This is a genomic window from uncultured Marinococcus sp., from assembly GCF_947493875.1.
Taxonomy (GTDB): Bacteria; Bacillota; Bacilli; order Bacillales; family Marinococcaceae; genus Marinococcus.
Genome location: NZ_CANLSU010000001.1, coordinates 28,108 through 51,722, shown reverse-complemented (window position 1 = coordinate 51,722; position 23,615 = coordinate 28,108). Strand labels below are relative to the sequence as shown.

At 47.6% G+C, this 23,615-nt stretch carries 18 protein-coding genes; all 18 read right to left on the bottom strand.

The genetic code is table 11. The features are described from left to right. Positions 1-160: 160 nt before the first annotated feature. The 18 genes from speD to Q0757_RS00115 all read right to left on the bottom strand — a co-directional run bounded on the left by speD (position 161) and on the right by Q0757_RS00115 (position 23,601). Positions 161-544: an adenosylmethionine decarboxylase gene (gene speD / locus Q0757_RS00200; RefSeq protein ID WP_022793113.1), complete on the bottom strand. Its 384-nt coding sequence runs from the start codon at positions 542-544 to the stop codon at positions 161-163. Between the two features lie 373 nt (positions 545-917). Beyond that, positions 918-1,949 carry a glyceraldehyde-3-phosphate dehydrogenase gene (locus Q0757_RS00195; protein WP_298783482.1) on the bottom strand — a complete coding sequence of 344 codons (1,032 nt, stop codon included), beginning with the start codon at positions 1,947-1,949 and terminating at the stop codon, positions 918-920. 139 nt (positions 1,950-2,088) lie between these two features. Next, on the bottom strand, positions 2,089-2,682 hold the full coding sequence (coaE, locus tag Q0757_RS00190; protein ID WP_298783480.1) for a dephospho-CoA kinase: 594 nt from the start codon (positions 2,680-2,682) through the stop codon (positions 2,089-2,091). Continuing rightward, positions 2,655-3,518, bottom strand: coding sequence for a DNA-formamidopyrimidine glycosylase (mutM, locus tag Q0757_RS00185; RefSeq protein WP_298783478.1), 864 nt, complete (start codon positions 3,516-3,518; stop codon positions 2,655-2,657). Before mutM ends, coaE begins: the two co-directional genes overlap by 28 nt. Positions 3,519-3,530: 12 nt before the next feature. After that, positions 3,531-6,155 carry a DNA polymerase I gene (gene polA / locus Q0757_RS00180; protein WP_298783476.1) on the bottom strand — a complete coding sequence of 875 codons (2,625 nt, stop codon included), beginning with the start codon at positions 6,153-6,155 and terminating at the stop codon, positions 3,531-3,533. Positions 6,156-6,418: 263 nt separating this feature from the next. Further along, on the bottom strand, positions 6,419-8,200 hold the full coding sequence (gene pnpS / locus Q0757_RS00175; RefSeq protein ID WP_298783474.1) for a two-component system histidine kinase PnpS: 1,782 nt from the start codon (positions 8,198-8,200) through the stop codon (positions 6,419-6,421). After that, positions 8,197-8,907, bottom strand: coding sequence for a response regulator transcription factor (locus tag Q0757_RS00170; RefSeq protein WP_298783472.1), 711 nt, complete (start codon positions 8,905-8,907; stop codon positions 8,197-8,199). Before Q0757_RS00170 ends, pnpS begins: the two co-directional genes overlap by 4 nt. A 171-nt stretch (positions 8,908-9,078) precedes the next feature. Next, on the bottom strand, positions 9,079-10,023 hold the full coding sequence (gene mdh / locus Q0757_RS00165) for a malate dehydrogenase (RefSeq protein ID WP_091614836.1): 945 nt from the start codon (positions 10,021-10,023) through the stop codon (positions 9,079-9,081). A gap of 29 nt (positions 10,024-10,052) precedes the next feature. Then, complete coding sequence (gene icd / locus Q0757_RS00160; protein ID WP_022793105.1) at positions 10,053-11,321, bottom strand: NADP-dependent isocitrate dehydrogenase; 1,269 nt, start codon at positions 11,319-11,321, stop codon at positions 10,053-10,055. Positions 11,322-11,445: 124 nt separating this feature from the next. After that, positions 11,446-12,561, bottom strand: coding sequence for a citrate synthase (gene citZ / locus Q0757_RS00155; protein ID WP_298783469.1), 1,116 nt, complete (start codon positions 12,559-12,561; stop codon positions 11,446-11,448). A 231-nt stretch (positions 12,562-12,792) separates the two neighbouring features. Further along, positions 12,793-13,266: a DUF441 domain-containing protein gene (locus Q0757_RS00150; protein ID WP_022793103.1), complete on the bottom strand. Its 474-nt coding sequence runs from the start codon at positions 13,264-13,266 to the stop codon at positions 12,793-12,795. Positions 13,267-13,385: 119 nt separating this feature from the next. Beyond that, positions 13,386-13,784: an FxsA family protein gene (locus Q0757_RS00145; RefSeq protein WP_298783467.1), complete on the bottom strand. Its 399-nt coding sequence runs from the start codon at positions 13,782-13,784 to the stop codon at positions 13,386-13,388. Positions 13,785-13,856: 72 nt separating this feature from the next. After that, positions 13,857-15,611 (bottom strand): pyruvate kinase, encoded by a 1,755-nt coding sequence (gene pyk, locus Q0757_RS00140; RefSeq protein ID WP_298783465.1) that lies wholly within the window; start codon positions 15,609-15,611, stop codon positions 13,857-13,859. A gap of 84 nt (positions 15,612-15,695) precedes the next feature. Beyond that, positions 15,696-16,655: a 6-phosphofructokinase gene (pfkA, locus tag Q0757_RS00135; RefSeq protein WP_298783463.1), complete on the bottom strand. Its 960-nt coding sequence runs from the start codon at positions 16,653-16,655 to the stop codon at positions 15,696-15,698. Between the two features lie 210 nt (positions 16,656-16,865). Beyond that, positions 16,866-17,828, bottom strand: a complete 963-nt coding sequence (locus Q0757_RS00130) for an acetyl-CoA carboxylase carboxyltransferase subunit alpha (protein ID WP_091614852.1) — start codon at positions 17,826-17,828, stop codon at positions 16,866-16,868. A 15-nt stretch (positions 17,829-17,843) separates the two neighbouring features. Beyond that, positions 17,844-18,689, bottom strand: a complete 846-nt coding sequence (gene accD / locus Q0757_RS00125) for an acetyl-CoA carboxylase, carboxyltransferase subunit beta (protein ID WP_298784472.1) — start codon at positions 18,687-18,689, stop codon at positions 17,844-17,846. A 265-nt stretch (positions 18,690-18,954) separates the two neighbouring features. Beyond that, positions 18,955-20,190 carry an NADP-dependent malic enzyme gene (locus Q0757_RS00120; protein WP_022793097.1) on the bottom strand — a complete coding sequence of 412 codons (1,236 nt, stop codon included), beginning with the start codon at positions 20,188-20,190 and terminating at the stop codon, positions 18,955-18,957. Between the two features lie 114 nt (positions 20,191-20,304). Continuing rightward, a complete protein-coding gene (locus Q0757_RS00115; RefSeq protein ID WP_298783457.1) occupies positions 20,305-23,601 on the bottom strand; it encodes a DNA polymerase III subunit alpha in 3,297 nt (1,098 codons plus the stop codon). Positions 23,602-23,615: the final 14 nt, after the last annotated feature.

Sequence of the window (23,615 nt, the reverse complement as noted above, 5' to 3'; positions counted from 1 at the left end):
CCAATTTGATGGGCGGTCTCTATTTTTATTGGTTCTATCATATCACATTCGTTCCTTGCGGGAGGATGACAATTTGTGTATTTCTTTGAATCTATTCCGCTGCCGGAAATAAAAAACCGTTCAAGCACAGGCAGCTGCTTGAACGGTGTTCGTATGCGCATTATAGGGCGTTTGCTTCCGGACGCTCTACACGGATAGGGCCTGTTCCGCGGGGAATTTCTATCGTTTCTTCCGCTTCGGCACCGAGTGAACCGGCAATATATTTAGCCGCCGTGTTCGGGTCAATATGGTCCCCGCACGTATAAACATCGATGCTGGCATAGCCGTGTTCCGGAAAACTGTGAATCGTTAAATGAGATTCTGAAATAATGACGACTCCGCTTACACCCTGCGGAGCAAATTTATGAAAAATCACTTCTCTTATCTCAGCGCCTGCTTTTAAAGCGGCGTTTACAAAGATACGTTCGATTGCATTTACATTGTTTAAAGTTTCTTCGTCACAACCCCAAAGCTCGGAAATGACATGGCGTCCCATTGTTTCCATGGTACGTTTCCCCCTTTGTTTCTTTTTATTACATCATTAGGTCGCTGTGTTTTTATCGGCCCGTCACGTTTTAAAGGCTACTCTGGGGGAAAGTTAGTCCAATTTGGCACTAACCCTTGCAGTAACCGTTGGTATACCTGTATACGCCTGGAAACTGTGCATTTCTGCCGTTAAATTCAAAGACGCAAAGGCACGAAATTCAGTATACGATGTTTATTTGCAATTTGCAACCAGTTTTCTCACGCAGCGTCTTAAACCCAGAATTTACGGATTTCTTACCTGTATAAGCTCTATACCTTCTATATTTGATGTTCATAACGGGGATAAATAAAAAGCGCCCCGCTCAAGGGACGCTTTCCCACATTAACGATTTTTAAAACGAAGCAACGGAGGAGTACCCGACAGCTGGCTCACTGACCATTTTTACCAGATCCACCACCCGGCAGGAGTAGCCCCACTCGTTATCGTACCAGGCAAGCACCTTAACCTGGCGGTCGTTGATCACCATGGTCGAGAGCGCATCGATAATCGAGGAATGTTCATTTCCGTTAAAATCCGTTGAAACGAGCGGATCCTCGCAGTAGGAAATGATCCCTTTGAGCTCCTGCTCTGACGCCGCCTTTAATGTTTGGTTGATTTCTTCTTCGGTTACCGGGCGCTTCATATCAATTACCATATCCACAAGCGATATGTTTGGTGTCGGCACCCGGAGCGCCATGCCGTTCATTTTCCCTTCCATGGATGGGATCACCTCGGAGAGCGCCTTAGCTGCTCCAGTGGACGTCGGGATGATCGACTGTCCGCAGGCTCTTGCCCGTCGCAGGTCTTTATGGGGATTATCCATGTTATTTTGGTCATTAGTGTATGCGTGCACGGTCGTTATTAAACCGCTTTCAATACCGATTTTATCCTCGAGCACCTTGACGACCGGCGCAAGGCAGTTTGTTGTGCAGGAAGCATTCGAGATTATGTGGTGGTTTTCCGGATCGTAGTCTTCTTCGTTTACGCCCATCACGATGGTGGTATCGACTTCTTTTCCCGGAGCAGTCAATACTACCTTTTTCGCCCCGGCTTCTATATGCATTTCAGCATCCGGCCCGCGGTTGAATTTGCCCGTCGCTTCAACCACAATATCTACGCCAAACTCTTCCCACGGGAGTTCAAGTGGATTTCGGTTTTGGAGCAGCCGGATCCGTCTGCCGTCCACCACCATTTCGTCTCCTTCAGATTTTACCTCAAGCGGAAACGGACCATGTACACTATCATATTTCACCAGATGAGCCAGTGTTTCAGGAGGATACATGGCATTGATGGCTTTCACTTCAACTTCCGGGTCCATCATTGCCTTTCGAAAAACCATACGCCCAATTCGTCCGAAACCGTTGATCGCTATGCTAGTTTTCATTTAATATCCTCCTCTGGAAACATGTTATACTTTTATAAGTAAAATCTAAAAATAGTATAACACATTGACAGCGTATTCTTGCAAGTAATTTTAAAAAAATAACCACTTTCTTTTACCAAAAGTGGTTATTACCAAGTTTCTATTTTATTTTCCACTGGTGAAGCAGCTCGTCCACCTGGATTTTTGTTTCCTTTTCTGTGCCCGAATTATCGATTACTGCATCCGCCAGGTCCTTTTTTTCTTCCAGGGGCATCTGCGACCTGATTCTCGCAGCCGCATCCTCTTCTCCCCGACCGTCACGCTCCACGAGCCGCTGCTTTTGGGTCGCTTCATTTACATAAACAACGATAACGCGGTCAACTAGAAAGTTTAAATTATTTTCAAGCAAAAGGGGAATATCGAGAACAACATGCTCATTTCCTTCACGTACAAGATCGTCCCGTTTGGTCATCATACGCTGCCTGACAGCCGGATGAATAATCTGGTTAAGCACCTGACGTTTTTCAGCATCATTAAAAATGACGGAGCCTAACTTCTTTCTGTCGAGTGTGCCATCAAACTGAAGGATTTCCGGACCGAAATGCTCAATGATCTGCTCCAGGGCAGGCTCTCCCGGCTCCACCACCTCCCGTGAAATTACATCCGCATCAATCACGGGCAGTCCCTGCTCCCGCAGGGCATCTGCGACCAGTGACTTGCCGCTTGCTATTCCGCCTGTAAGACCGATAACCATTTTGTCCCCTCCTTCGTCTGGCAGACTGGACAGTAGTGCGTACCACGGCCCGCCACTACAGCCCTCTCTATTTCATGGCTGCATACCTTGCACGGCTCTCCTTTTCTTCCATATACAAACAGGTTTAATTGGAAAGCACCAGCCTGCCCGTCTCCATTCACATAGGAACGCACCGTGCTTCCTCCCTGTTTTACTGCTTCTTCAATCACTTCTGTTATCTGCTTTTGAAGGATTTCCACCACAGGCTTTCCGAGTCCTGCGGCTGGAGCGTCCGGCAGAACACCCGCCCGGAACAGCGCTTCATCCACATAAATGTTTCCGAGCCCTGCAATAATTGACTGGTCGAGCAGCACCGCTTTAATACTGCGTGACGTTTTTTGAAACCGGGCGTGCAGATAATCAGCGGTAAACGAAGCGTCACGATAAGGCTCCGCCCCAAGCTGGTTCAGCGGCTTTTCGTTCCATTCCTCGCCGCGGCTGAACACGTGCATCGTACCGAATTTCCGCACGTCACGATAGCGAAGCTCCGTACCGTCGGTGAAATGAAAGCGCACATGCGTATGTTTATCCGGTTCCCCGCCATCACTCCATTCGTAACGCCCTTCCATGCGCAAGTGAGAAACAACAGCCAGGTCTTCAAGATAAATCACTAAAAATTTCCCTTTACGGTGCACACGCTCGATCGTTTTTCCTCCCAGCATCATGGAAAAGGCTTCATGGTCATCGGGACGCTTAATAATGTTAGGCCAGTATACTTTCACGTTCTCCACCGTTTTTCCAACGGCCGACTGTTCTAAATTCCGTCGGACCGTTTCAACTTCCGGTAATTCAGGCATCGTTCTCTCTCCTTATTTCGCATCATACCATGTCGGGCCCTGTGCCACATCTGCTTTTAAAGGCACCGACAGTTCGATTGTCTTCTCCATCAGCTCCGGAACAAGCTCCTGCATGGTTTCAACTTCGTTTTCCGGCACTTCGAAAATTAATTCGTCGTGTACCTGCAGGAGCAGCCGGCTGCTCAGACCTTTTTCTTCAAGGGCTTTGCTTACATCCACCATCGCTTTTTTAATAATATCAGCTGCAGTACCCTGAATAGGGGTGTTCATGGCGGTTCTTTCTGCAAAGCTGCGCTGGTTAAAGTTGCGGCTGTTCATGTCAGGCAGATACCTGCGGCGGTGCAGAAGTGTGGTCACAAATCCGTCGCGCCTGGCTTCATCTTTAATTTCATTCATATAATTCTGCACATTAGGGTAGCTTTTTAAATAGCTTTCAATAAATTCTTTCGCTTCGTTCCGCGTGATGCCAAGACTCTGTGAAAGCCCGTAGTCCGAGATTCCGTAAACAATCCCGAAGTTTACGGCTTTCGCACTTCTGCGCATGTTGGACGTCACTTCGTCATGCCCGACGCCGAACACGTCCATCGCAGTTTTTGTATGAATATCCATGTTGTTCTGGAAAGCTTCCTTGAGCCCCTCATCGTCTGCGATATGAGCGAGTACCCGAAGTTCAATCTGCGAATAGTCTGCCGATAAAATGGACCACCCGGATTCAGAAGGAATGAACGCTTTCCTGATACGTCGGCCTTCTTCAAGGCGGATTGGAATGTTCTGCAGATTCGGCTCCGTCGAACTCAGTCGCCCTGTCTGCGTAATCGCCTGGTTAAACATTGTATGGATTTTGCCCGTAGTGGGATGAATGACTTTTAATAGGCCTTCAATATACGTGGAGCGCAGCTTTGAAATTTGGCGGTACAACAGCAGACTCGGAATAATTTCATGCTGGTCCCTGAGCTTTTCGAGCACATCCGCTGACGTGGAATAACCGGTCTTCGTTTTCTTAACGGCAGGCAGGCCGAGCTCCTCAAACAGAATCGGCCCAAGCTGCTTCGGCGAATTAATATTAAACTCACGTCCGGCCTGTCTGTATATTTCTTTTTCAAGCTCTGTGAGACGGCCGTCCAGTTCATCACCGATCGTCTCAAGCTGCGAACGATCCACGCAAATACCCTGGGTTTCCATTTGTCCGAGTACTAGCGACAGCGGCATTTCCAGCTCTTTAAACAGCTCGAGCTGCTCGTTCTGCTTTAAGTTCTCTTCAATTTTTCCCTGCAGCCGGTAGACGGCTTCACCTTTGCGGATCAGATGCTCTGCCAGTGCACCTTCCTCCGGCTTCGTGCGTTTGGCGCCTTTGCCGTAAACGGCTTCGTCAGTATCCACAACCTGCAGATTCCGCCGTTTCGCTATATCAGAAACGTGATGCGAGGATACGGATGGGTCAATTAAATAGGAAGCGATCAGCGTATCGTGGGTGATGCCCCGTAGTTCCAGCCCTTTCCAGCCGAGAGCAACGACAGCACGCTTTGTATCAAACGTATATTTTTCTTTGGATTCATCCTTAGCCCAGGCCTGAAACGCTTCACTCTGCAGTGCATCTTCTGTGGAGATAAAATAACGGCCGGTTTCGTTAATAACCGCTATGCCCCAGATACTTCCGTGGTGATAATTTTCCTCCGGCACTTCCACCACCAGGGCAGACGGAGAAACGAGCATATCCTCCTGCACATCTTTCACATGCTTGTATGCCAGTTCATCGAAGGTCTGCTGCGCTTCATCTACGTCATCAAACTTGTTCAACAGCGTTTGAAACTCCAGCTCCCGGAAAAGATCTGTTATCTCTTTTACGTCATACTCCTCATGCTTTAACTGCCGAAGCTCCAAATCAAGCGGCGTGTCCCGGTAAATGATAGCGAGTTCTTTACTCATTCTCGCCTGTTCCTTGTTTTCTTCGAGCCGTTCCTTCATTTTTTTTCCGGAAATTTTATCAATGGACTCCAGTACTTTATCAACAGATCCATACTCCTGCAGCAGCTTCAATGCAGTCTTTTCCCCGATCCCGGGCACGCCTGGAATATTATCCGAGCTGTCTCCCATAAGCCCCTTCATATCGGTTATCTGAATAGGAGTAAGACCATATCGTTCCTGAATGGCATCCGGGTCGTACAGCTCGGTATTCGTTATTCCTTTTTTAATAAAGGAAACATGTACATGAGGACTGACCAGCTGCAGCAGGTCCCGGTCACCGGTATAGATGCGCACATCCCAGTTTTCATCCTCGGCCTGCTTTGAGAGCGTACCGATAATATCATCGGCTTCATAATTTTCTTTTTCGATGTAAGGAACTTTAAAAACGTCCAGCACTTCACGAATGACCGGCAGCTGTTCGGATAACTCAGAGGGAGTTTTTTCCCGTCCGGATTTATATTCGCTGTAAGTATCGTGGCGAAAGGTTGTTTTTCCGGCATCAAAGGCCACGAGCACGTGGCTTGGCTCCTCGTCCTCCAGAATTTTTAAAAGCATGGTTGTAAAACCGTAAATGGCGTTGGTGTAAACGCCTTTATCGTTATTTAAAAGAGGCAGGGCAAAAAACGCCCGGTAAGCAATACTGTTTCCATCCAATAACACTAGTTTACTCAAATCATTGTCCTCCTTATTACAAAAAGCCGAACCGGCTTCTTATGTACATCATCTGGCGAGCCTTCACGTTCATCGTTATATTTTATCATACACCGGGGACAGCGTCAGAATGTCTACCTGAAAAAAAGCATAAAAAAAGAACGAAAGCCAAGGGGTGCTTTCGTTCCAAAAGGGATGCAGCCCGCTGTAAAAACAAACAGCGGATGAAAACCCGTTCGAACACTATGTTATAGCATAAATGTAAACAAGTCGTTTACCGGAGATTAAGAATTTGTAAATTCTTCCTCTTCATGCTCCGTTTCCCCAGGAAAACGCAGTGTGAATACCGTTCCTTCACCTCTCGTGCTGTTCACTTCGATACGGCCGCCAAGGGCATCTGTCAGATGCTTAACAATAGCCAGTCCGAGCCCCGTGCCGCCCGAGCCACGGCTTCTCGCTTTATCAACGCGATAGAACCGCTCAAAAATACGCGGCAGCTGCTCAGGGCTGATGCCGATGCCGTTGTCTTCCACTTCAAGCACGACTTCTTCTGCTTCCTTAAACAGCCGGACCTGCACTTCCCCGCCTTCTTTTGTGTAAATAATGGCGTTATTGACCAGGTTGATAATAATCTGTTTTAACCGGGCTTCGTCCCCGTCCATATAAATCTCTGTGTCTACACGCGAAGTAAGCAGCAAATGCTTATCAATCGCTTTAGTCTCAAGCAGGCGAACAGCTTCTGCTGTCGTTCTGCTCACATCAAACCGTGCCCGGTTCAATTCAAAATAGTCCTGCTCAATTCTTGAAAGCTCCAGCAGATCACTGATTAAATCCTGCAGCCGGTCGCTTTCTTTCCAAATAATGTCCAAAAACTGCCTGCTCAGCGCTTCATCATGCATGGCCCCGTCCAGGAGCGTTTCAGTAAAGCCTTTTAATGAAGTAACCGGCGTTTTTAATTCGTGCGACACGTTCGCAACAAAATCTTTCCGCACTTCCTCGAGCTTTTTCAGCTCCGTAATATCATGCAGGACAAGCACAATACCGCGCAGTTCATCGTTTTCCCCGAGTACTGGAGCACCGTAAACGTGGAAAAAACGAACTTCAAGTTCGTGGAGCATCTGAACAGTGGCGCTTGACCGGCTCTCCGTTAAGAATATCTTCTGGATAAGCTTAATGATTTCTTTCTCATCCATCGCTTCATAGTACAGCAAATCGAGCCACTGACTTGTATCTTCCTTAAAAATCCGGGCGCAGTAGGCATTCATCAAAGTAATTTCGCCACGGCTGTTTATAAACACCAGGCCGCTCTCCATCGTATTGATCAGCGTTTCGAGCCGCTCCTGCTGTTCCTGGTTTTCCTTTGTCACACTTTCAAGATTAAATGCGAGCACGTTAATCGAACGGGTCAGTTGACCGAGTTCGTCCTGCGAACTCCCATAAGCCCGGGCACTGAAATTTCCTTTAGCCAGTTCATTGGCTGTTTTTGTAGCCTGAGTGATCGGTTTGGTTAATTGATTTGTCACTTTTGTTGTAATGTATAAAATGATCAAAAGCGCGACAGCAAAGCTGCCAATTAATGTTCCCCAGATCAGCCAGTTGGTTGCATTGATTCGTTCCACTGGAATCGCAAGTCTCATATAATACGTGTTATTGTCATAGGAAAACGGTACTGCGTAATACAGAAGCTCCGCTTCCAGCGTATTACTGTAGCGGATGTTACTTCCTTCTCCGCTTTCACGGGCATCTTCTATTTCCGGACGTCCAAAATGGTTGTCCAGTTCCTCTGATTCAGCTTCCGTTTCTCCAATCACTTCGCCGGTTTCATTCAAAATCGTCACGCGGACATTCAGCTGGCTGCTGATGTTCTGTGCCAGCGCTTCCCAGCTTTCTTCATCTCGTTCTTCAGCAATCGAGGCAGAAAGGTTGGCTTCCCTTTCCAGACTGCTCTCGAGCTCGTCCAGGTAAAGAGAACGGACAATCTGCCCGATAACAAGCCCCACGACGGTCAAAACGATTAAAATAATCGCCATTAGAGCTACTATCAGGCGGGTGCGGAATCGCTTCATGCAGGTGCGGGCTCCTCAAATTTATAGCCCAGCCCACGTACCGTTTTGATATATACCGGCTTTTTCGTATTCGGTTCAATTTTTTCACGCAGATGACTGATATGTACATCAACTATTCTCGTGTCTCCAACAAATTCGTAATTCCATACTGCATTCAACAGCTGATCACGCGTAAGCACCCGCCCCTTGTGATTAATTAAGTACACGAGCAGTTCAAATTCCTTTGGGGTCAGCTCAAGCGCTTCTTCTTTCACGTATGCTTCATAATTTTCCGGGTACACTGTTAAGTGACCGATGCTTTTTCTTTCTATTTTTTCCATTTCCGTTTCCTGCCCGGAATAATCCACTCTGCGCATGATTGCCTTAACGCGTGCAACCAGCTCGCGCGGGCTGAACGGCTTTGTCATATAATCATCGGCTCCAAGTTCAAGACCGAGCACTTTATCAAATTCTTCGTCTTTTGCAGTCAGCATCAAAATTGGAACCTGAATCTTTTCTGTCCGGATTTTCCGGCACACTTCGAGACCGTCGATCTCTGGAATCATCAGATCAAGCACAATTAAATCGTACGTTACCTCCTGTGCCTTCCGGAGTGCTTCCACACCGTCATAAGCTGTATCCACCGTGTATCCCGACTGCTCGAGATTATATTTTAACAGCGTAACAATGGATTCTTCATCGTCTACTACCAATAACCGTGTTGCCATATGAACCCTCCGCCTCTCAGCGCCCCCCTTGGCCCTGATTATTTTCCCGAGCTGCTGCATCTGTCACGTTCATCATACTATAAGCGGGCAGGGCAGCTCAATGTTTATCGCTTCTCTCCTGCCAGTATAAAAAAAGCTGCCTGTATCATACAGGCAGCCCACAGTATTTCTTTAATCGTTCGGTAAAGCCTTCATGACATCACGAACAGAATCAGCAGAAGTATTCAATTGATTTTGTTCTTCATCTGTCAGCTCGAGCTCGATAATTTTTTCCAGCCCGTTACCGCCAAGAATGGTCGGTACTCCGAGGTAAAGATCATTATATCCATATTCGCCTTCAAGATAAGCAATAGATGGGAGCACGCGCTTTTTATCCTTAAGAATCGCTTCGACCATTTCCGTAAGAGCGGCGGCTGGTGCATAGTAGGCACTTCCATTACCAAGAAGCTGTACAATTTCTCCTCCACCCTTGCGTGTGCGTTCAATAATGGCGTCAATACGTTCCTGGGATATGAGCTTAGTCAGCGGCACTCCGCCAGCGTTCGAATAACGGATCAGCGGTACCATGTCATCTCCGTGGCCTCCAAGAACGAATCCCTGGATATCTTCCACAGAAATGCCGGTCTCCTGGGCGACAAATGTGCGGAAACGTGCCGTATCGAGCACCCCGGACTGTCCGATAACACGGTTTTTAGGGAAGCCGGATTCTTTATACACCGCATATGTCATTGCATCTGCCGGATTCGTGAGCACGACAATAATGCATTCCGGAGAATGTTTCACAATTTCTTTCGTGACAGATTTCATGATTTTTGCGTTTGTATTAATAAGATCGTCCCGGCTCATTCCCGGCTTTCTTGCAATACCTGCTGTAATTACGACAATGTCCGATCCGGCTGTATCGGCGTAATCCGAGGTGCCGGTCACATTAACATCCGATCCGTTTACCGGAGTCGACTCGAGCATATCGAGTGCTTTCCCTTTTGTTGGCCCTTCATTGTCCGGGACATCCACAAGCACTACATCCCCGAGCTCCTTCTGGGCAACCATAAGAGCCGTAGTAGCACCTGTAAAGCCGCCTCCTATAACTGATACTTTTCTGCGCGTAATAGCCATGCATGCTCATCTCCTATCAATTGATTGGATTACATATTGCTGATTAGGGCGTCACCGAACTCAGAGCACTTCACTTCTTTTGCTCCGTCCATCAGACGGGCGAAGTCATAGGTAACGACTTTGCTTCCGATGGTTTTGTCCATGGATTGAAGAACAAGCTCGGCAGCTTCATTCCAGCCAAGGTGACGAAGCAGCAGTTCTCCGGAAAGAATGACAGAAGAAGGATTCACTTTGTCCAGACCGGCATATTTTGGTGCAGTGCCGTGAGTCGCTTCAAAGATGGCGTGTCCGGTCTCGTAGTTGATATTGGCACCCGGCGCGATACCAATGCCTCCAACCTGGGCAGCCAGTGCGTCGGATACATAGTCTCCGTTCAAGTTCATAGTGGCAACCACATCGAATTCCTTCGGACGAGTCAGGATCTGCTGCAGGAAGATGTCAGCAATAGCATCTTTTACGATGATTTTGCCTTCGCTTACCGCTTTATCCTGAGCAGCGTTTCCTGCTTCCTTGCCTTCTTTTTCTACGATTTCATCGTATTCGCGCCATGTGAAGACTTTATCACCAAATTCGCGCTCTGCAAGGTCGTAACCCCAGTTTTTGAAGGAGCCTTCAGTGAACTTCATAATATTGCCCTTGTGCACGAGAGTTACACTTTCACGGCCTTCATCGAGTGCGTATTGAATAGATGCACGTACGAGACGCTCAGTTCCCTCTCTGGAAACAGGCTTCACGCCGATTCCGGATGTTTCAGGGAAACGGATGTTTTCGGAGCCCATTTCATTTTGCAGGAAGTCGATTACTTTTTTCACTTCATCTGTGCCTTCCTGGAATTCAATACCGGCATAAATATCCTCAGTGTTCTCACGGAAAATCACCATGTTAACATCCTCCGGACGCTTTACCGGGGAAGGTACGCCTGTAAAGTGCTGTACCGGGCGCAGGCACGTAAACAGATCAAGCTTTTGGCGCAATGCTACGTTCAGGGAACGAATGCCTCCGCCGATAGGAGTCGTGAGCGGGCCTTTAATAGCGATTAAGTATTCACGGATAGCATCCAGGGATTCTTCCGGGAGCCACTCGCCTGTTTTGTCATAAGCTTTCTGACCTACAAGAATTTCCTTCCAGTGAATTTTCTTTTCACCGTTATAAGCTTTTTCTACAGCTGCATCCAGTACTTTCTCTGCTGCAGCCCAGATGTCCGGGCCGATGCCGTCCCCTTCGATATAAGGAATAATTGGTTCGTTTGGCACCGTTAAGTTACCATTATTAGTTTGAATTTTTTCTCCATTAGACATGAATAAATCCTCCTTTAATGTGGTCAAGCTTTCTTTTTTTACCCGGGCATAAAATCATGCCCGGGACGCTGGCTAAGCAGGGACCGGAAAACGAGGGACCGCTTTCCGCTATTTACATTCCAGCCTACCGTTCTTCAAGAGAAACGTACGTTTTATTTTCCGGACCGACGTATTCTGCACGCGGACGGATTAAACGATTGTTTTCATATTGTTCAAGAATATGGGCGATCCATCCGGATGTGCGGCTGACGGCAAAAATTGGTGTAAACAAATCGTGGTCGATGCCGAGACTGTGGTATACAGACGCTGAAAAGAAGTCAACGTTCGGCAGGAGCCCTTTTTCGTTTTCAATTTTTTCTTCGACTTTCATTGACATGTCATACCATTTTGATTCCCCGGTCACCTCTGTCAGCTGGCGGGACATTTCGCGCAGGTGCTTGGCACGCGGATCTCCGGTTTTATATACCCGGTGGCCGAATCCCATAATCTTTTCTTTATCGTCAAGAAGCTTCTGCACATGACTGTCTACATTTTCCGGCGTGCCGATATCCATAAGCATTTGCATCACGCGCTCGTTGGCACCGCCGTGCAGAGGCCCTTTTAGTGCTCCGATGGCAGCTGTTACTCCGGAGTACATATCTGAAAGAGTGGCTACACAGACACGTGCAGTAAACGTAGAGGCATTCAGCTCATGATCGGCGTGCAGGATCATTGCTTTATTGAATGCTTTGATGGACGTTTCATCCGGCTCTTCTCCGTTTAGCATGTACAAAAAGTTCGCAGAAAAGCTTAGTGCAGGATCAGGCTTGATTGGATCTTTTCCTTTTCGAATTCTTGCAAAACCTGTGACGAGAGATAAAATTTGTGCCTGCAGACGCACAGCTTTATGCTGGTTTGCTTCTTCGCTCATGTCATCAGCTTCACTGTCGTATAGGCTCAACTGGGAAATTGCAGTCCGAAGAGCCGCCATAGGCCGTACTTTATCGACAGGATAGTTTTTCATATAATCAAAGACCTCGTCCGGCACGCTCATATTATCCATGAGCGACTGACGGAAGTTGTTATATTCTTCTTTAGTTGGAAGCTCCCCGTACCAAAGCAGATAAATAACTTCTTCAAACGATGCATGTTCTGTCAGGTCATCAATATGATATCCCTGGTACTTTAACACATCATCAACAATGGAGCTGACACTGGAAGTAGTAGCTACAACGCCTTCTAAACCACGAGTTGAACTCATTACACAATCTCTCCTTTAATTCAAAAAGTATAGCGTACATATTGAAGAAAATGCTTACAATTTCCTTTTAATAAAACATACGCTTCGAAAACAGAACGGTTAGTCTGTTTTTGACATAAAAACCCATTGTAATGCCACTTTTTGGAGGTATAGCGCATTCAATTGTGTACACAATAATGACTTGTTCCCTGTTTAAGCAGCCGGAGATACCTCCGGCTGTTATCCAGCCGACTACCCGCCGAGAGAGGAAAACCACTCTACGGCTCTCATCGCAATATAAGCGATGCCGGCCCCAATAAGAGGCCCGACGGCTATGCCGTTAAACAGAGCTACTGCTAAAATGGTTCCAAGCACAAGCGCGGTAGTAATATGCGGATCTGTTTGAAGCAGCTCCACACCGCCCTTGGCAATAAGTGCCACCAGTATACCTGAGGCAAGCGCAATCCATGCATAATAAGAACGAACTGCTTCGCCCAGCTGGCGAAAGCCAATATCCCCGGTAGCAATAGGGACCAGAACCGCAAATGTCAAAATAGTAACAGCAATTTCAATGCCTTTTGCCTGCATAAACGGAAATATTTTATCGCCCAGCCCTGTCCATTTAATAACGATTAAAGCAGCGACAGCTATGATTAATGACTGGTTTTTTGCGAAAATCCCCACCGCAAGCAGTATAAGTAAAAAAACTGAGGCTTGCGATAACAATGCATGGTCATCCTTCCAAATTAAACGCTCCTAATAATCCTACCACATTTGACAATTTCATGTCATGTGCGCCCGGAAAGTTTTCAGAAGTTTCAATCGGGCAGAGGGGGGTGGCAGGGTTACCACCTGCGCCCCATCACTCTTATATTCCCGTTATCCACCATTTTTTTAAACCATTTCTTCAGTACTGCTTTCATTCCTTTTCTCGACCACGGGATTAACAGGCTGAAACCGAGAGCGTCTGTGATAAAGCCCGGGGTGAGCAGCAGCGTACCACCGACGAGAATACATACACCATCGAGCACAATATCTCCAGGCATTTCTCCCCGCTGTGTCTGCAGCTGAAGCGTACGGAACACCTGCAGGCCTTCCCGCTTCGCCAGCCAGGCCCCAAGCAGGCCTGTTGCAATAATGAGTGCAATTGTCGGCCATATGCCAATCGTGTTGCCGGATAATATTAATACACCTACTTCTGCGGCCGGTACAATAATCAGCAGTAATAAAAACCATTTAGCCATCTGCCCGCCCCCTTTCATTTAAAATTTTATCCAGATCTCTGCACCGTTTCAGTACTGCAGGTTATAAATTCCTTACAGTACACTTGCATGCCCGCGGTAAATGTCACCTCTTGAAGCGTCGACTGTAATTTCCTCTCCGTCTTCAAACAAGCTCCTGGCTTCTTCCACACCTACTACTACAGGGATACCCAGGTTCAGCCCTACAACAGCCGCATGGGAGGTTAAGCCGCCTTCTTCTGTGACCACAGCCAGCGCTTTTTCCACAGCCGGCATCATATCTTTATCCGTCGCCTGAGTGACAAGCACTGCCCCCTCGGTCATTTTGGCATTTGCTTCTTCTGCGCTGCCGGCAACGACTACTCTTCCTGCTGCAGTATAACGGCCAATGCCCTGTCCTTTGGCAACCGTTTCACCGATCACATGGACCTTCATCAGGTTAGTCGTTCCTGTTTCACCTACAGGGACTCCGGCAGAGATAACCACAAGATCCCCGCGGCTGACGAGCTCTTCTGAAAGAGCTTTGCTTACGGTGACATCAAGCATTTCATCGGTAGTGCTGGATTTTGTTCCAAGCAGTCCCTCAACGCCCCAGATCAAAGCGAGACGACGATAGACACGTTCATTACTTGTAACCGCAATGATCGGTGACTCAGGACGGTATTTTGAAACAATGCGTGCAGTATACCCGCTTTCAGTGGCAGTCAAAATCGCCGAAGCATTCAATGAATGGGCCGTATAGGCAACGGACTGCCCAATGGAGTTGGTAATTGAAGGCTTGCTTTCTTTTGTTTTTTCATCAAGCGTATTGCGGTACTGCAGGGATGACTCTGCTCTCAGCGCGATGTTGCTCATTGTTTCCACGGATTCCACCGGATAGTCCCCGGCTGCTGTTTCCCCGGAAAGCATGATGGCATCTGTACCATCAAAAATGGCATTCGCCACGTCACTTGCTTCAGCGCGGGTTGGACGTGGATTGTGCTGCATGGAATCGAGCATCTGCGTAGCTGTAATGACCGGCTTGGCCAGGAAATTGCAGCGTTTAATCAGGCGCTTTTGCACGAGCGGCACTTCTTCTGGCGGGATTTCAACGCCCATATCTCCGCGCGCCACCATCAGTCCGTCGGACACTTCAAGAATTTCCTCGACATTGTCGATGCCTTCCTGGTTTTCAATTTTCGGCACGATGAATGTGTCTTCTGCTCCGTGCTTTTCCAGAAGCTCGCGGATTTCCAAAACATCGGAGGCCCGGCGTACAAATGAAGCAGCAATAAAATCGACGTTGTTTCTGATTCCAAATTCAATGTCATCTGCATCTTTTTCTGTTATACCCGGCAGATTGACCTTCACGTTCGGAAGGTTAACGCCCTTTTTGTTTTTCAGTTCGCCGCTATTGAGCACTTTCGTATGAACTTCCTTCTCCTCGATACCGGTTACTTCAAGCTCAATCAGCCCGTCATCAAGAAGGATTTTTTTGCCGACTTCCATATCCTCCGTCAGGCCGCCGTGGGTGACAGAGATTTTTTCCGTCGTCCCTACAACTTCTTCTGTGCTGATGATGAGTGACTGCCCTTTTTCAAGCTGAATGGCGCCGCCTTCCATCGTATGAGTCCGTACTTCCGGCCCCTTTGTATCCAGCAGAATAGCGACATTTTTTTTCAGGCGGGCGGAAACTTCGCGTATGCTGTCAATCCGGGCCTGATGTTCATCAAAGTCCCCGTGGGAAAAGTTGAGTCTCGCTACGTTCATGCCATTTTTAATTAATTTTTCCAGCGTTTCCGGCGCTTCGCTTGCCGGTCCTATCGTACATACAATTTTTGTTTTTCGCATGATCTTCCTCCTATTCTCTCTCTAAAATCCTAGTTTATTGTACCACAGAAACTTTTCATTCGTGACACTGCCTTGAACCCGGAATTAAATTGACAGTTCCTGAGACAATTTATACATGCCCGAGTCTACCTGATGCTTTTGCTTAAGCACTTCGGGAATGGATTTATCAACAATTTCATTTTTTTCAATGCCGACCATCCGTCCTTCTTTACCGTTTAGAAGAAGCTCCACGGCTCTTGCTCCGAGACGGCTTGCGAGCACACGGTCAAAGCCGGTCGGTGAGCCTCCGCGCTGAATATGGCCAAGCACAGTCACCCTTGTTTCAAGGTTCGTTGTCTCCTGAATTTTTTGGCCGAATTCTGTTCCGCTTCCCACGCCCTCAGCAATAATAATGATACTGTGTTTTTTACCTCTCGCATGACCGCGGCGGAGACGGCTTACTACCTGGTCCATGTCATACTCTTCCTCCGGAATAAGAATCGTTTCTGCGCCGTCGGCGAGCCCGGACCAGAGAGCAAGATCACCGGCATTCCTTCCCATTACTTCAATCACGTATGTACGCTCATGTGAAGTCGCGGTATCACGGATTTTATCAATAGCGTCGATGACTGTGTTCAGTGCTGTATCAAAGCCGATTGTGTAATCCGTCCCTGGGATGTCATTGTCAATTGTACCCGGCACACCAATTGTCGGATAGCCCAGCTCTGTCAATTTTTCAGCGCCGCGGAAAGAGCCGTCGCCTCCTATAACGACCAATGCTTCAATACCTCTTGCGTTCAGCTGATCCACTGCCTTTTGGCGTCCTTCGGGTGTACGGAATTCTTCGCAGCGGGCAGTATACAGCTTCGTTCCACCTCGGTGGATAATATCGCCCACGTCGCCAAGCTCCATTTTTTCAATATCGCCTTCGATCAGCCCGGCGTAACCGTACTGAATCCCATAAACTTCAAGATCGTGATAAATCGCCTTCCGAACGACAGCACGTATGGCCGCATTCATTCCCGGAGAATCTCCTCCACTCGTTAATACTCCAATCCGTTTCATTCCATAACCCCTTCCCTTTGCATTCCTGTTTATCATTATACCCGTTATGGGCCCGATGACACAAAAGTAATTGTGTTTTTAAAAGCCGCTTTAAACAAAAATCCACACCACACGAAGCCTCTATGACAGCTTCCAGCACGTCTTTTCCAATATCACATGCCCAGCAGGACTCTGCTCAATTTCATAAAAAAAGCGCCATCCGGCGCTTTCCTAAAAATCACTTTCTTCAAACGTGCCCATCTGCTTAAATTTTTCATATCTTGATTCTATTAATTCATTCGGCGTTAATACAAGCAGATCCTTCAATGACTGCTGAAGCGTCTTTCTCAGAATAGCCATCTGTTCTTTCGGATCATGATGGGCCCCTCCCCGGGGTTCTCTCACAATCTCATCAATCACTCCAAATTCCTTCAGGTCTCCGGCTGTGATTCGCATAGCCTCGGCAGCTTCCCTTGCATACGAAGCATCCTTCCAGAGGATAGAGGAAGCCCCCTCTGGAGAAATCGTCGAATACCATGAATTTTCGAACATATGTACATGATTCGCTACTCCAAGCGCAAGGCCGCCTCCGCTGCCGCCTTCTCCAATAACAACACTAATCACCGGCACTTTCAGTCCGGCCATTTCCATCAGGTTACGGGCGATAGCTTCACTCTGGCCGCGCTCTTCTGCTGCTTTTCCGGGATAAGCACCCTTCGTATCAACAAAGCAGATGACCGGACGGTTGAACTTTTCCGCCTGCTTCATAAGACGAAGCGCCTTGCGGTACCCTTCCGGATGCGGCATGCCGAAATTCCGGCGTACATTTTCCTTTGTGTCCCGTCCGCGCTGATGTCCGATAACAGTTACCGGGCTTCCTTCAAAAAAGGCAATTCCTCCGACAATTGCTTCGTCATCGCCAAACAGCCGGTCACCGTGCAGCTCGATGAACTGCTCAAACAAACTGTCAATATAATCCAGCGTAGTCGGACGCTCCGGGTGCCTCGCGATCTGGACGCGCTGCCACGGCTTTAAATTATTATATACTTCTGCTTCGAGCTGCTCGAGCCGCTGTTCCAGTTTTTCTATTTCTCCGCTTAAATCAATGTCCTTTTCATCTGTGAAGCTTTTTAACTCATCGATTTTGTTTCGGAGCTCCATGATTGGTTTTTCAAAAGGAAGATGATTTTCCATTGTCACTTACTCCCTTCACGTATGCATCTGCACGATCGCGGACAAAACATTTTTTATGTCCTTCCTATGCAGTACCTTGTCGAGCTGGCCGTGTTTAAGCAAAAATTCCGCTGTCTGAAAGTCTTCGGGAAGCTCCTGGCGTATCGTCTGTTCAATTATTCTTCGTCCGGCAAAGCCGATCAGTGCTTCCGGTTCGGCAAAATTGTAATCCCCGAGAGAGGCAAAGCTTGCAGAAACGCCACCGGTAGTAGGGTGAGTCATAACTGATACAAACAAAAGCCCTGCTTCATCCATTTTTTTCAGCGCTGCACTCGTTTTGGCCATTTGCATGAGGCTTAAAATTCCCTCCTGCATCCGGGCTCCGCCTGAAGCAGAAAACAGAATGAAGGGCGCATGGAGATCAAGTGCCCGTTCGATTGCGCGGGTGATTTTTTCCCCGACTACTGAGCCCATACTTCCCATCCGAAACGCCGGGTCCATAACACCAAGAACCACCGGGGTGCCTCCGATCATCCCTTCACCTGTGACGACCGCTTCTTTATGACCAGTCTTTTTCTGATCTTTTTCGAGTTTTTCTTTGTATTCCGGAAACTCCAGAGGATCTGCCGAGACCATATGGGGGTTCAATTCACGGAAAGAGTCCGTATCGAGGATCAAATCAATCCGTTCGGAAGGAGTCATCGGCATATGATGACCACAGTGCATGCAGACATTGGCATGTTTCATTAACTCTTTTGTATATACAATTGTTTTGCATTTGGGGCATTTTGTCATAACGCCCTCATTCATTGTTTTCGGCTGTTCCCGTTCAGCCGGCATTGAAGCATATTTCCGCCTTTTGCTGAATAAATCTTTGATCATCATAAAGACACCTTCTTCATATTTAATGCTTGGCTGCTCCGCAAATAATAAAAACGCAAGCAGACTGCAGCGTCCCGGAATGTAATTCACCGTTCAGCGGGTGTACATAACGCAGCGCTGTTGTCTTATTTGCAGACGTACATCAGGAGCGACCGTTTTATCAGCGATCGCTCCTGGTATTAGTCTTCCACATAGTTTATCACATACAAGTTCTAATATATAGGAAAAGCCAGACATCTTCAATGGTTAGAAATATAGGTCTTTACTATTCTTCGATATCAGAAAGAGCTCTAGTTTTTTCTTTGATTTTTTCCGGGTCAGCATTTTTTCGCGCCACACCTGTTTCCATCGCTGTTTTCGCTACTGCTGCAGCCACTTCCGGGGCAACTCTCGGATCAAACGGATTTGGAATAACATAGTCTTCGTTCAGCTCATCTTCTGTGATCAGCTCTGCAATAGCATATACAGCTGCTTTTTTCATATCCTCATTAATGTGAGTGGCGTTTACATCGAGTGCTCCCCGAAAAATGCCCGGAAACGCGAGCACGTTGTTTACCTGGTTTGGAAAATCGGAACGGCCCGTGCCAATTACCTTCGCCCCGGCTTCCTTGGCATCGTCCGGAGTGATTTCAGGATCCGGGTTGGCCATTGCAAAGATGATAGGGTCATCATTCATGGACTCTACCATTTCTTTCGATAATACTCCCGCCACAGAAACACCAATAAATACATCCGTATTCTGGACAACCTCTTTTAATCCACCGGAAACATTTTCATTGTTCGTTACTTTTGCGACTTCCGCTTTCATGTCGTTCATGCCTTCCGGACGCCCTTCGTAAATGGCTCCCTTGGAGTCGCATAAAATCACGTCTTTCACTCCAAAGCGGCGCAGAAGTTTAATAATAGCAATTCCGGCTGAGCCTGCCCCGTTAATAACTACGCGGATTTCAGACATATGCTTTTTATTGAGCTTCAGGGCATTGATTAATCCGGCTACGGTAACAATTGCCGTTCCGTGCTGATCATCATGAAAAACAGGAATATTTGTTTCTTTTTTCAGTCGTTCTTCAATGACAAAGCAGTTAGGAGCGGCAATATCTTCCAGATTTACGCCGCCAAACGTCGGCTGCATTAATTTTACCGTCTCGACGATTTTATCCACATCATTTGTTTCAAGGCAGATCGGAAAAGCATCTACACCCGCGAATGATTTAAAGAGAACCGCTTTCCCTTCCATAACCGGGAGGGATGCTTCCGGGCCGATATTGCCCAGTCCAAGCACGGCAGAGCCATCGGAGACGACCGCTACCATATTACCTTTCATTGTATACTCAAATACTTTTTGCTTATCATCAAAAATTTCTTTGCACGGCTCGGCCACTCCTGGAGAATATGCCAGACTTAAATCTCTTCCATTCCTCACCGGTACTTTCGAGACCGTTTCCAGTTTTCCCTGATTCTGTTTATGAATATGTAGTGCTTCTTCGCGGGTTGTCGGCATAGTGCCACTCTCCTTCAGCATGTTTTATATTTTAATCATAACCCTGTGCTTTTAGAAGCACATCAAGTGTTTCATTCATTTTAATTATAAACGTTACCTATTATAACAGAATAATCAGTCAGCGGCATCTTTCTTTGGTTTTAAAATAATAGATTCTTTTGATACAACCTTTTCAAGTTCGCGTATGCATGCATTTCCGGCATTTGTTTTCAGACTGGGTTCGAGCTGAATGGTACGCTTTTGCTGTTCGTCATAGACGATGACAGGCACAGCCCCGGGTGACTGCCGAAGCACCCGCTTAATCCGGCTCAGCGCCTGCTCTCCGCCTTCTTCCGGCAGTTTAACAAACAGCGTACTCTCTGACTGCTTTTCAAGCTCCTGCAGAGATAGACACGCTTCTGCAATCATCTTGCTGCTGCGGGCCTGTTTATCGGTGCGCCCCTGGACCAGAAGAATCGATTTTTCTGTAAGCAGTGATTTCACACTCCGGTAGACATTCGGAAATACTACCACTTCAAGCTCCCCGGAGCCATCATCCATCGTCAGAAAGCACATGGACTGTCCATTTTTTGTTCTCACGGTTTTCACCGTCCTCACGAACCCGCCGGCCCAGCGCAGCTGATTATCCGTTGGAAGAGAACGTCCAAGGTCCCATAACCGGAAGGAAGCAAAAAGTTCATTGTAGGCATCCAGCGGGTGGCCGCTCAAGTAATATCCGGAGGCTTCTTTTTCCATCTCAAGCTTTTCTTCCCGGGTAAGGGGTTCAGCTTCAATCCAGCGCATTCTCGGTGCCAGCTCTGTACCAAACTCCTGGAATTCCTGCTCTCCTTCGATCATCCGCAGGGAACGATCAAGCGAAGCGAGCAGCGTTGACCGCTCGACGCCAAATTCATCAAACACGCCAGCCTGAATAAGGTACACAAATCCCTGCCGGCCAATAGCTCTTGTGTCCACGCGGTGAAGAAAATCAAGCCAGTATTCAAACCGCCCTCCGCTGTGTCTTTCTTTTAAAATCATCTGGATATTATTTTTGCCTGCCTGTTTAATGATATTCAAGCCAAAACGGAGATTTCCTTCCTCGATACGAAACCCATAGCCGCTTTGATTTATGGAAGGCGGAAGCAGTCTAATGCCAAGCTCCTTTGCTTCCCGCTGGTACTCCAGAAACTTTTCTTCGCTTCGTACGTGAGTGGTCATTAAGGAGGAGAAAAAAACGGCCGGATAGTGGGCTTTAATATAGGCCAGCTGATAGGAAATAACGCTGTAGGCTACTGCGTGGCTTTTATTAAAGCCATAATTGGCAAATTGCCCGATCCAGCTGAATATTGTTTCTGCTTCCGTTTTCGGCACGCCCGAAGCTGCGGCTTTTTCAAGAAACCGTTTTTCTTCTTTTTTCATTTCACCAGTATCTTTTTTGCTGATAGCCCTCCGGAAGGAATCTGCTTCTCCCATCGAATATCCTGCCACTTTCACCGCAATCTGCATAATCTGCTCCTGGTATACGATAATGCCGTACGTAGATCCCGCGATGTCTTCAATATGTTCAGGAAGTTCGGGCATTTCTTTTATTCCATGCTTGCGCTCTGCATACAGCGGAATCTGAGCCATCGGGCCCGGACGGTAAAGGGCGCTCACCGCGGCAATATCTTCAAAACGGTCGGGCCAGATCTGCTGCAGAGCAGATTTCATCCCTGCCGACTCAAGCTGAAATATCCCGTTCGTTTTCCCCTCGCTCAGCAGTTGATACGTTTTTTCATCATCCATCGGAATGTACCTTAACTGAAAATCCTTCTCTACTTTTTGAACCGCCTCAGTCATATATTCGAGCAGTGTTAAATTCCGAAGCCCCAGCAGGTCGATTTTCACAAGTCCGAGAGCTTCAAGGTCTTCCATTGGATACTGTGTTAACAGCAGCGAGCCGTTTCTCTCCATTAAGGGAGTATAGGATTCCAGCCGTTCGCTGCTTAGCACGATACCGGCTGCGTGAATAGATGTCTGGCGCGGCAGCCCCTCCAAAAAAGAAGCTGCCCGGAGAAGGGAATCAACTTTTGGTTCATTCTGCTGCCACTGCTGCAGCTGTTTGTCACCGGCAGTTTTTCCGGCAATGGAATCAGAGCCTGAAAACATACCGGCCGTGCGGTTAATGAGTCCCTGGGGAATTTCGAGTACCCTTCCCGCATCCCTTATTGCCGCCCGTGCCCCGAATGTATTGAATGTAACAATCTGAGCCACATGGTTTTCCCCGTATTTATTCCGTAAATAGTGCAGTACTTCTTCCCTTCGGTGATCCGGGAAGTCAATATCTATGTCCGGAAGCGCCGTACGTTCCGGATTTAAAAAACGCTCAAAAAGAAGGCCGTACTGCAGGGGATCCACATCTGTAATACCGATAAGATAGGAAACAAGCGATCCAGCTGCCGATCCTCTGCCCGGCCCTACATACATGCCCTGTTTTTTAGCAAACGCCACAAAATCCTGCACAATTAAAAAATAATCAGCAAAGCCTGCTTCGGTAATAACGTTCAGTTCATGCTCCAATCGCTCTCTCATTTGTTCTGAGACAGCATTATAACGCTTTTGCATCCCTTTTTCCGCGAGCTTTTTTAAATACAGGCCCGCAGACTGCTCATGCGGAGTTGGAAATACAGGCAGATGCGTTTCCCCGAGTGAAATGTCTACGTCGCATTTATCAGCTGCCCGTTTCCAGTTTTCAATATGCTCAGCTTCATACAAATCAGATGCTGCCTGCTGCCACATTTCGAGTGAGAAAGGCCTCTGCTCTATTACCGTATCCTTCCAGACGCTGCCTTTCTTTACTGCATGCAGCAGCTTATAGGCCCGCTCCTCTTCGGTTGTTTGCATATTGATTAATGGAGACGCTGCCATCGATAGTCCGAACTGCTCTGCAGCCCTTCTCCATTCTATTTCCTCTCCAGCCTTTGGTGCTTCAAGCCATAGTGCGTCAGGCTTGAACCGCCTGCTCCACTTTTCAAAAAATGCATGTAACGCGTCCTGGCTGTTCTTAAAGGTGCCCGGCTCACTGTTTTCAAGCGGGAGGATAAAAAGACAACCGGCAGAGCCTGCCAGTTGTTCCCATGTTACCTGCTTGTCCTGTTGTTTATCCCCGGCCCACCGCATGAGCTGCGCGTATCCCTGATTGTTCTGCGGGAGCGCCACCACCGGAAATTCTTCGTCCTCATTCATGTCTCCCTGGACCCACAATTCAATCCCCGGGAGACCTTTCACCTGATACTGCCGGCAGAGGCGGTAAAAAGCAACTGCGCCGTGCATCGTATCCCGATCAGTAACCGCTGCAGCCGGCCAGTTGTATTCCTTTGCTTTGCGCACAAGATTTTCGAGCCGGATCGTGCTTTGCAAAATGCTGTATTCCGAGTATGCGTGCAGTGACATGCGCCTTCCCCTCC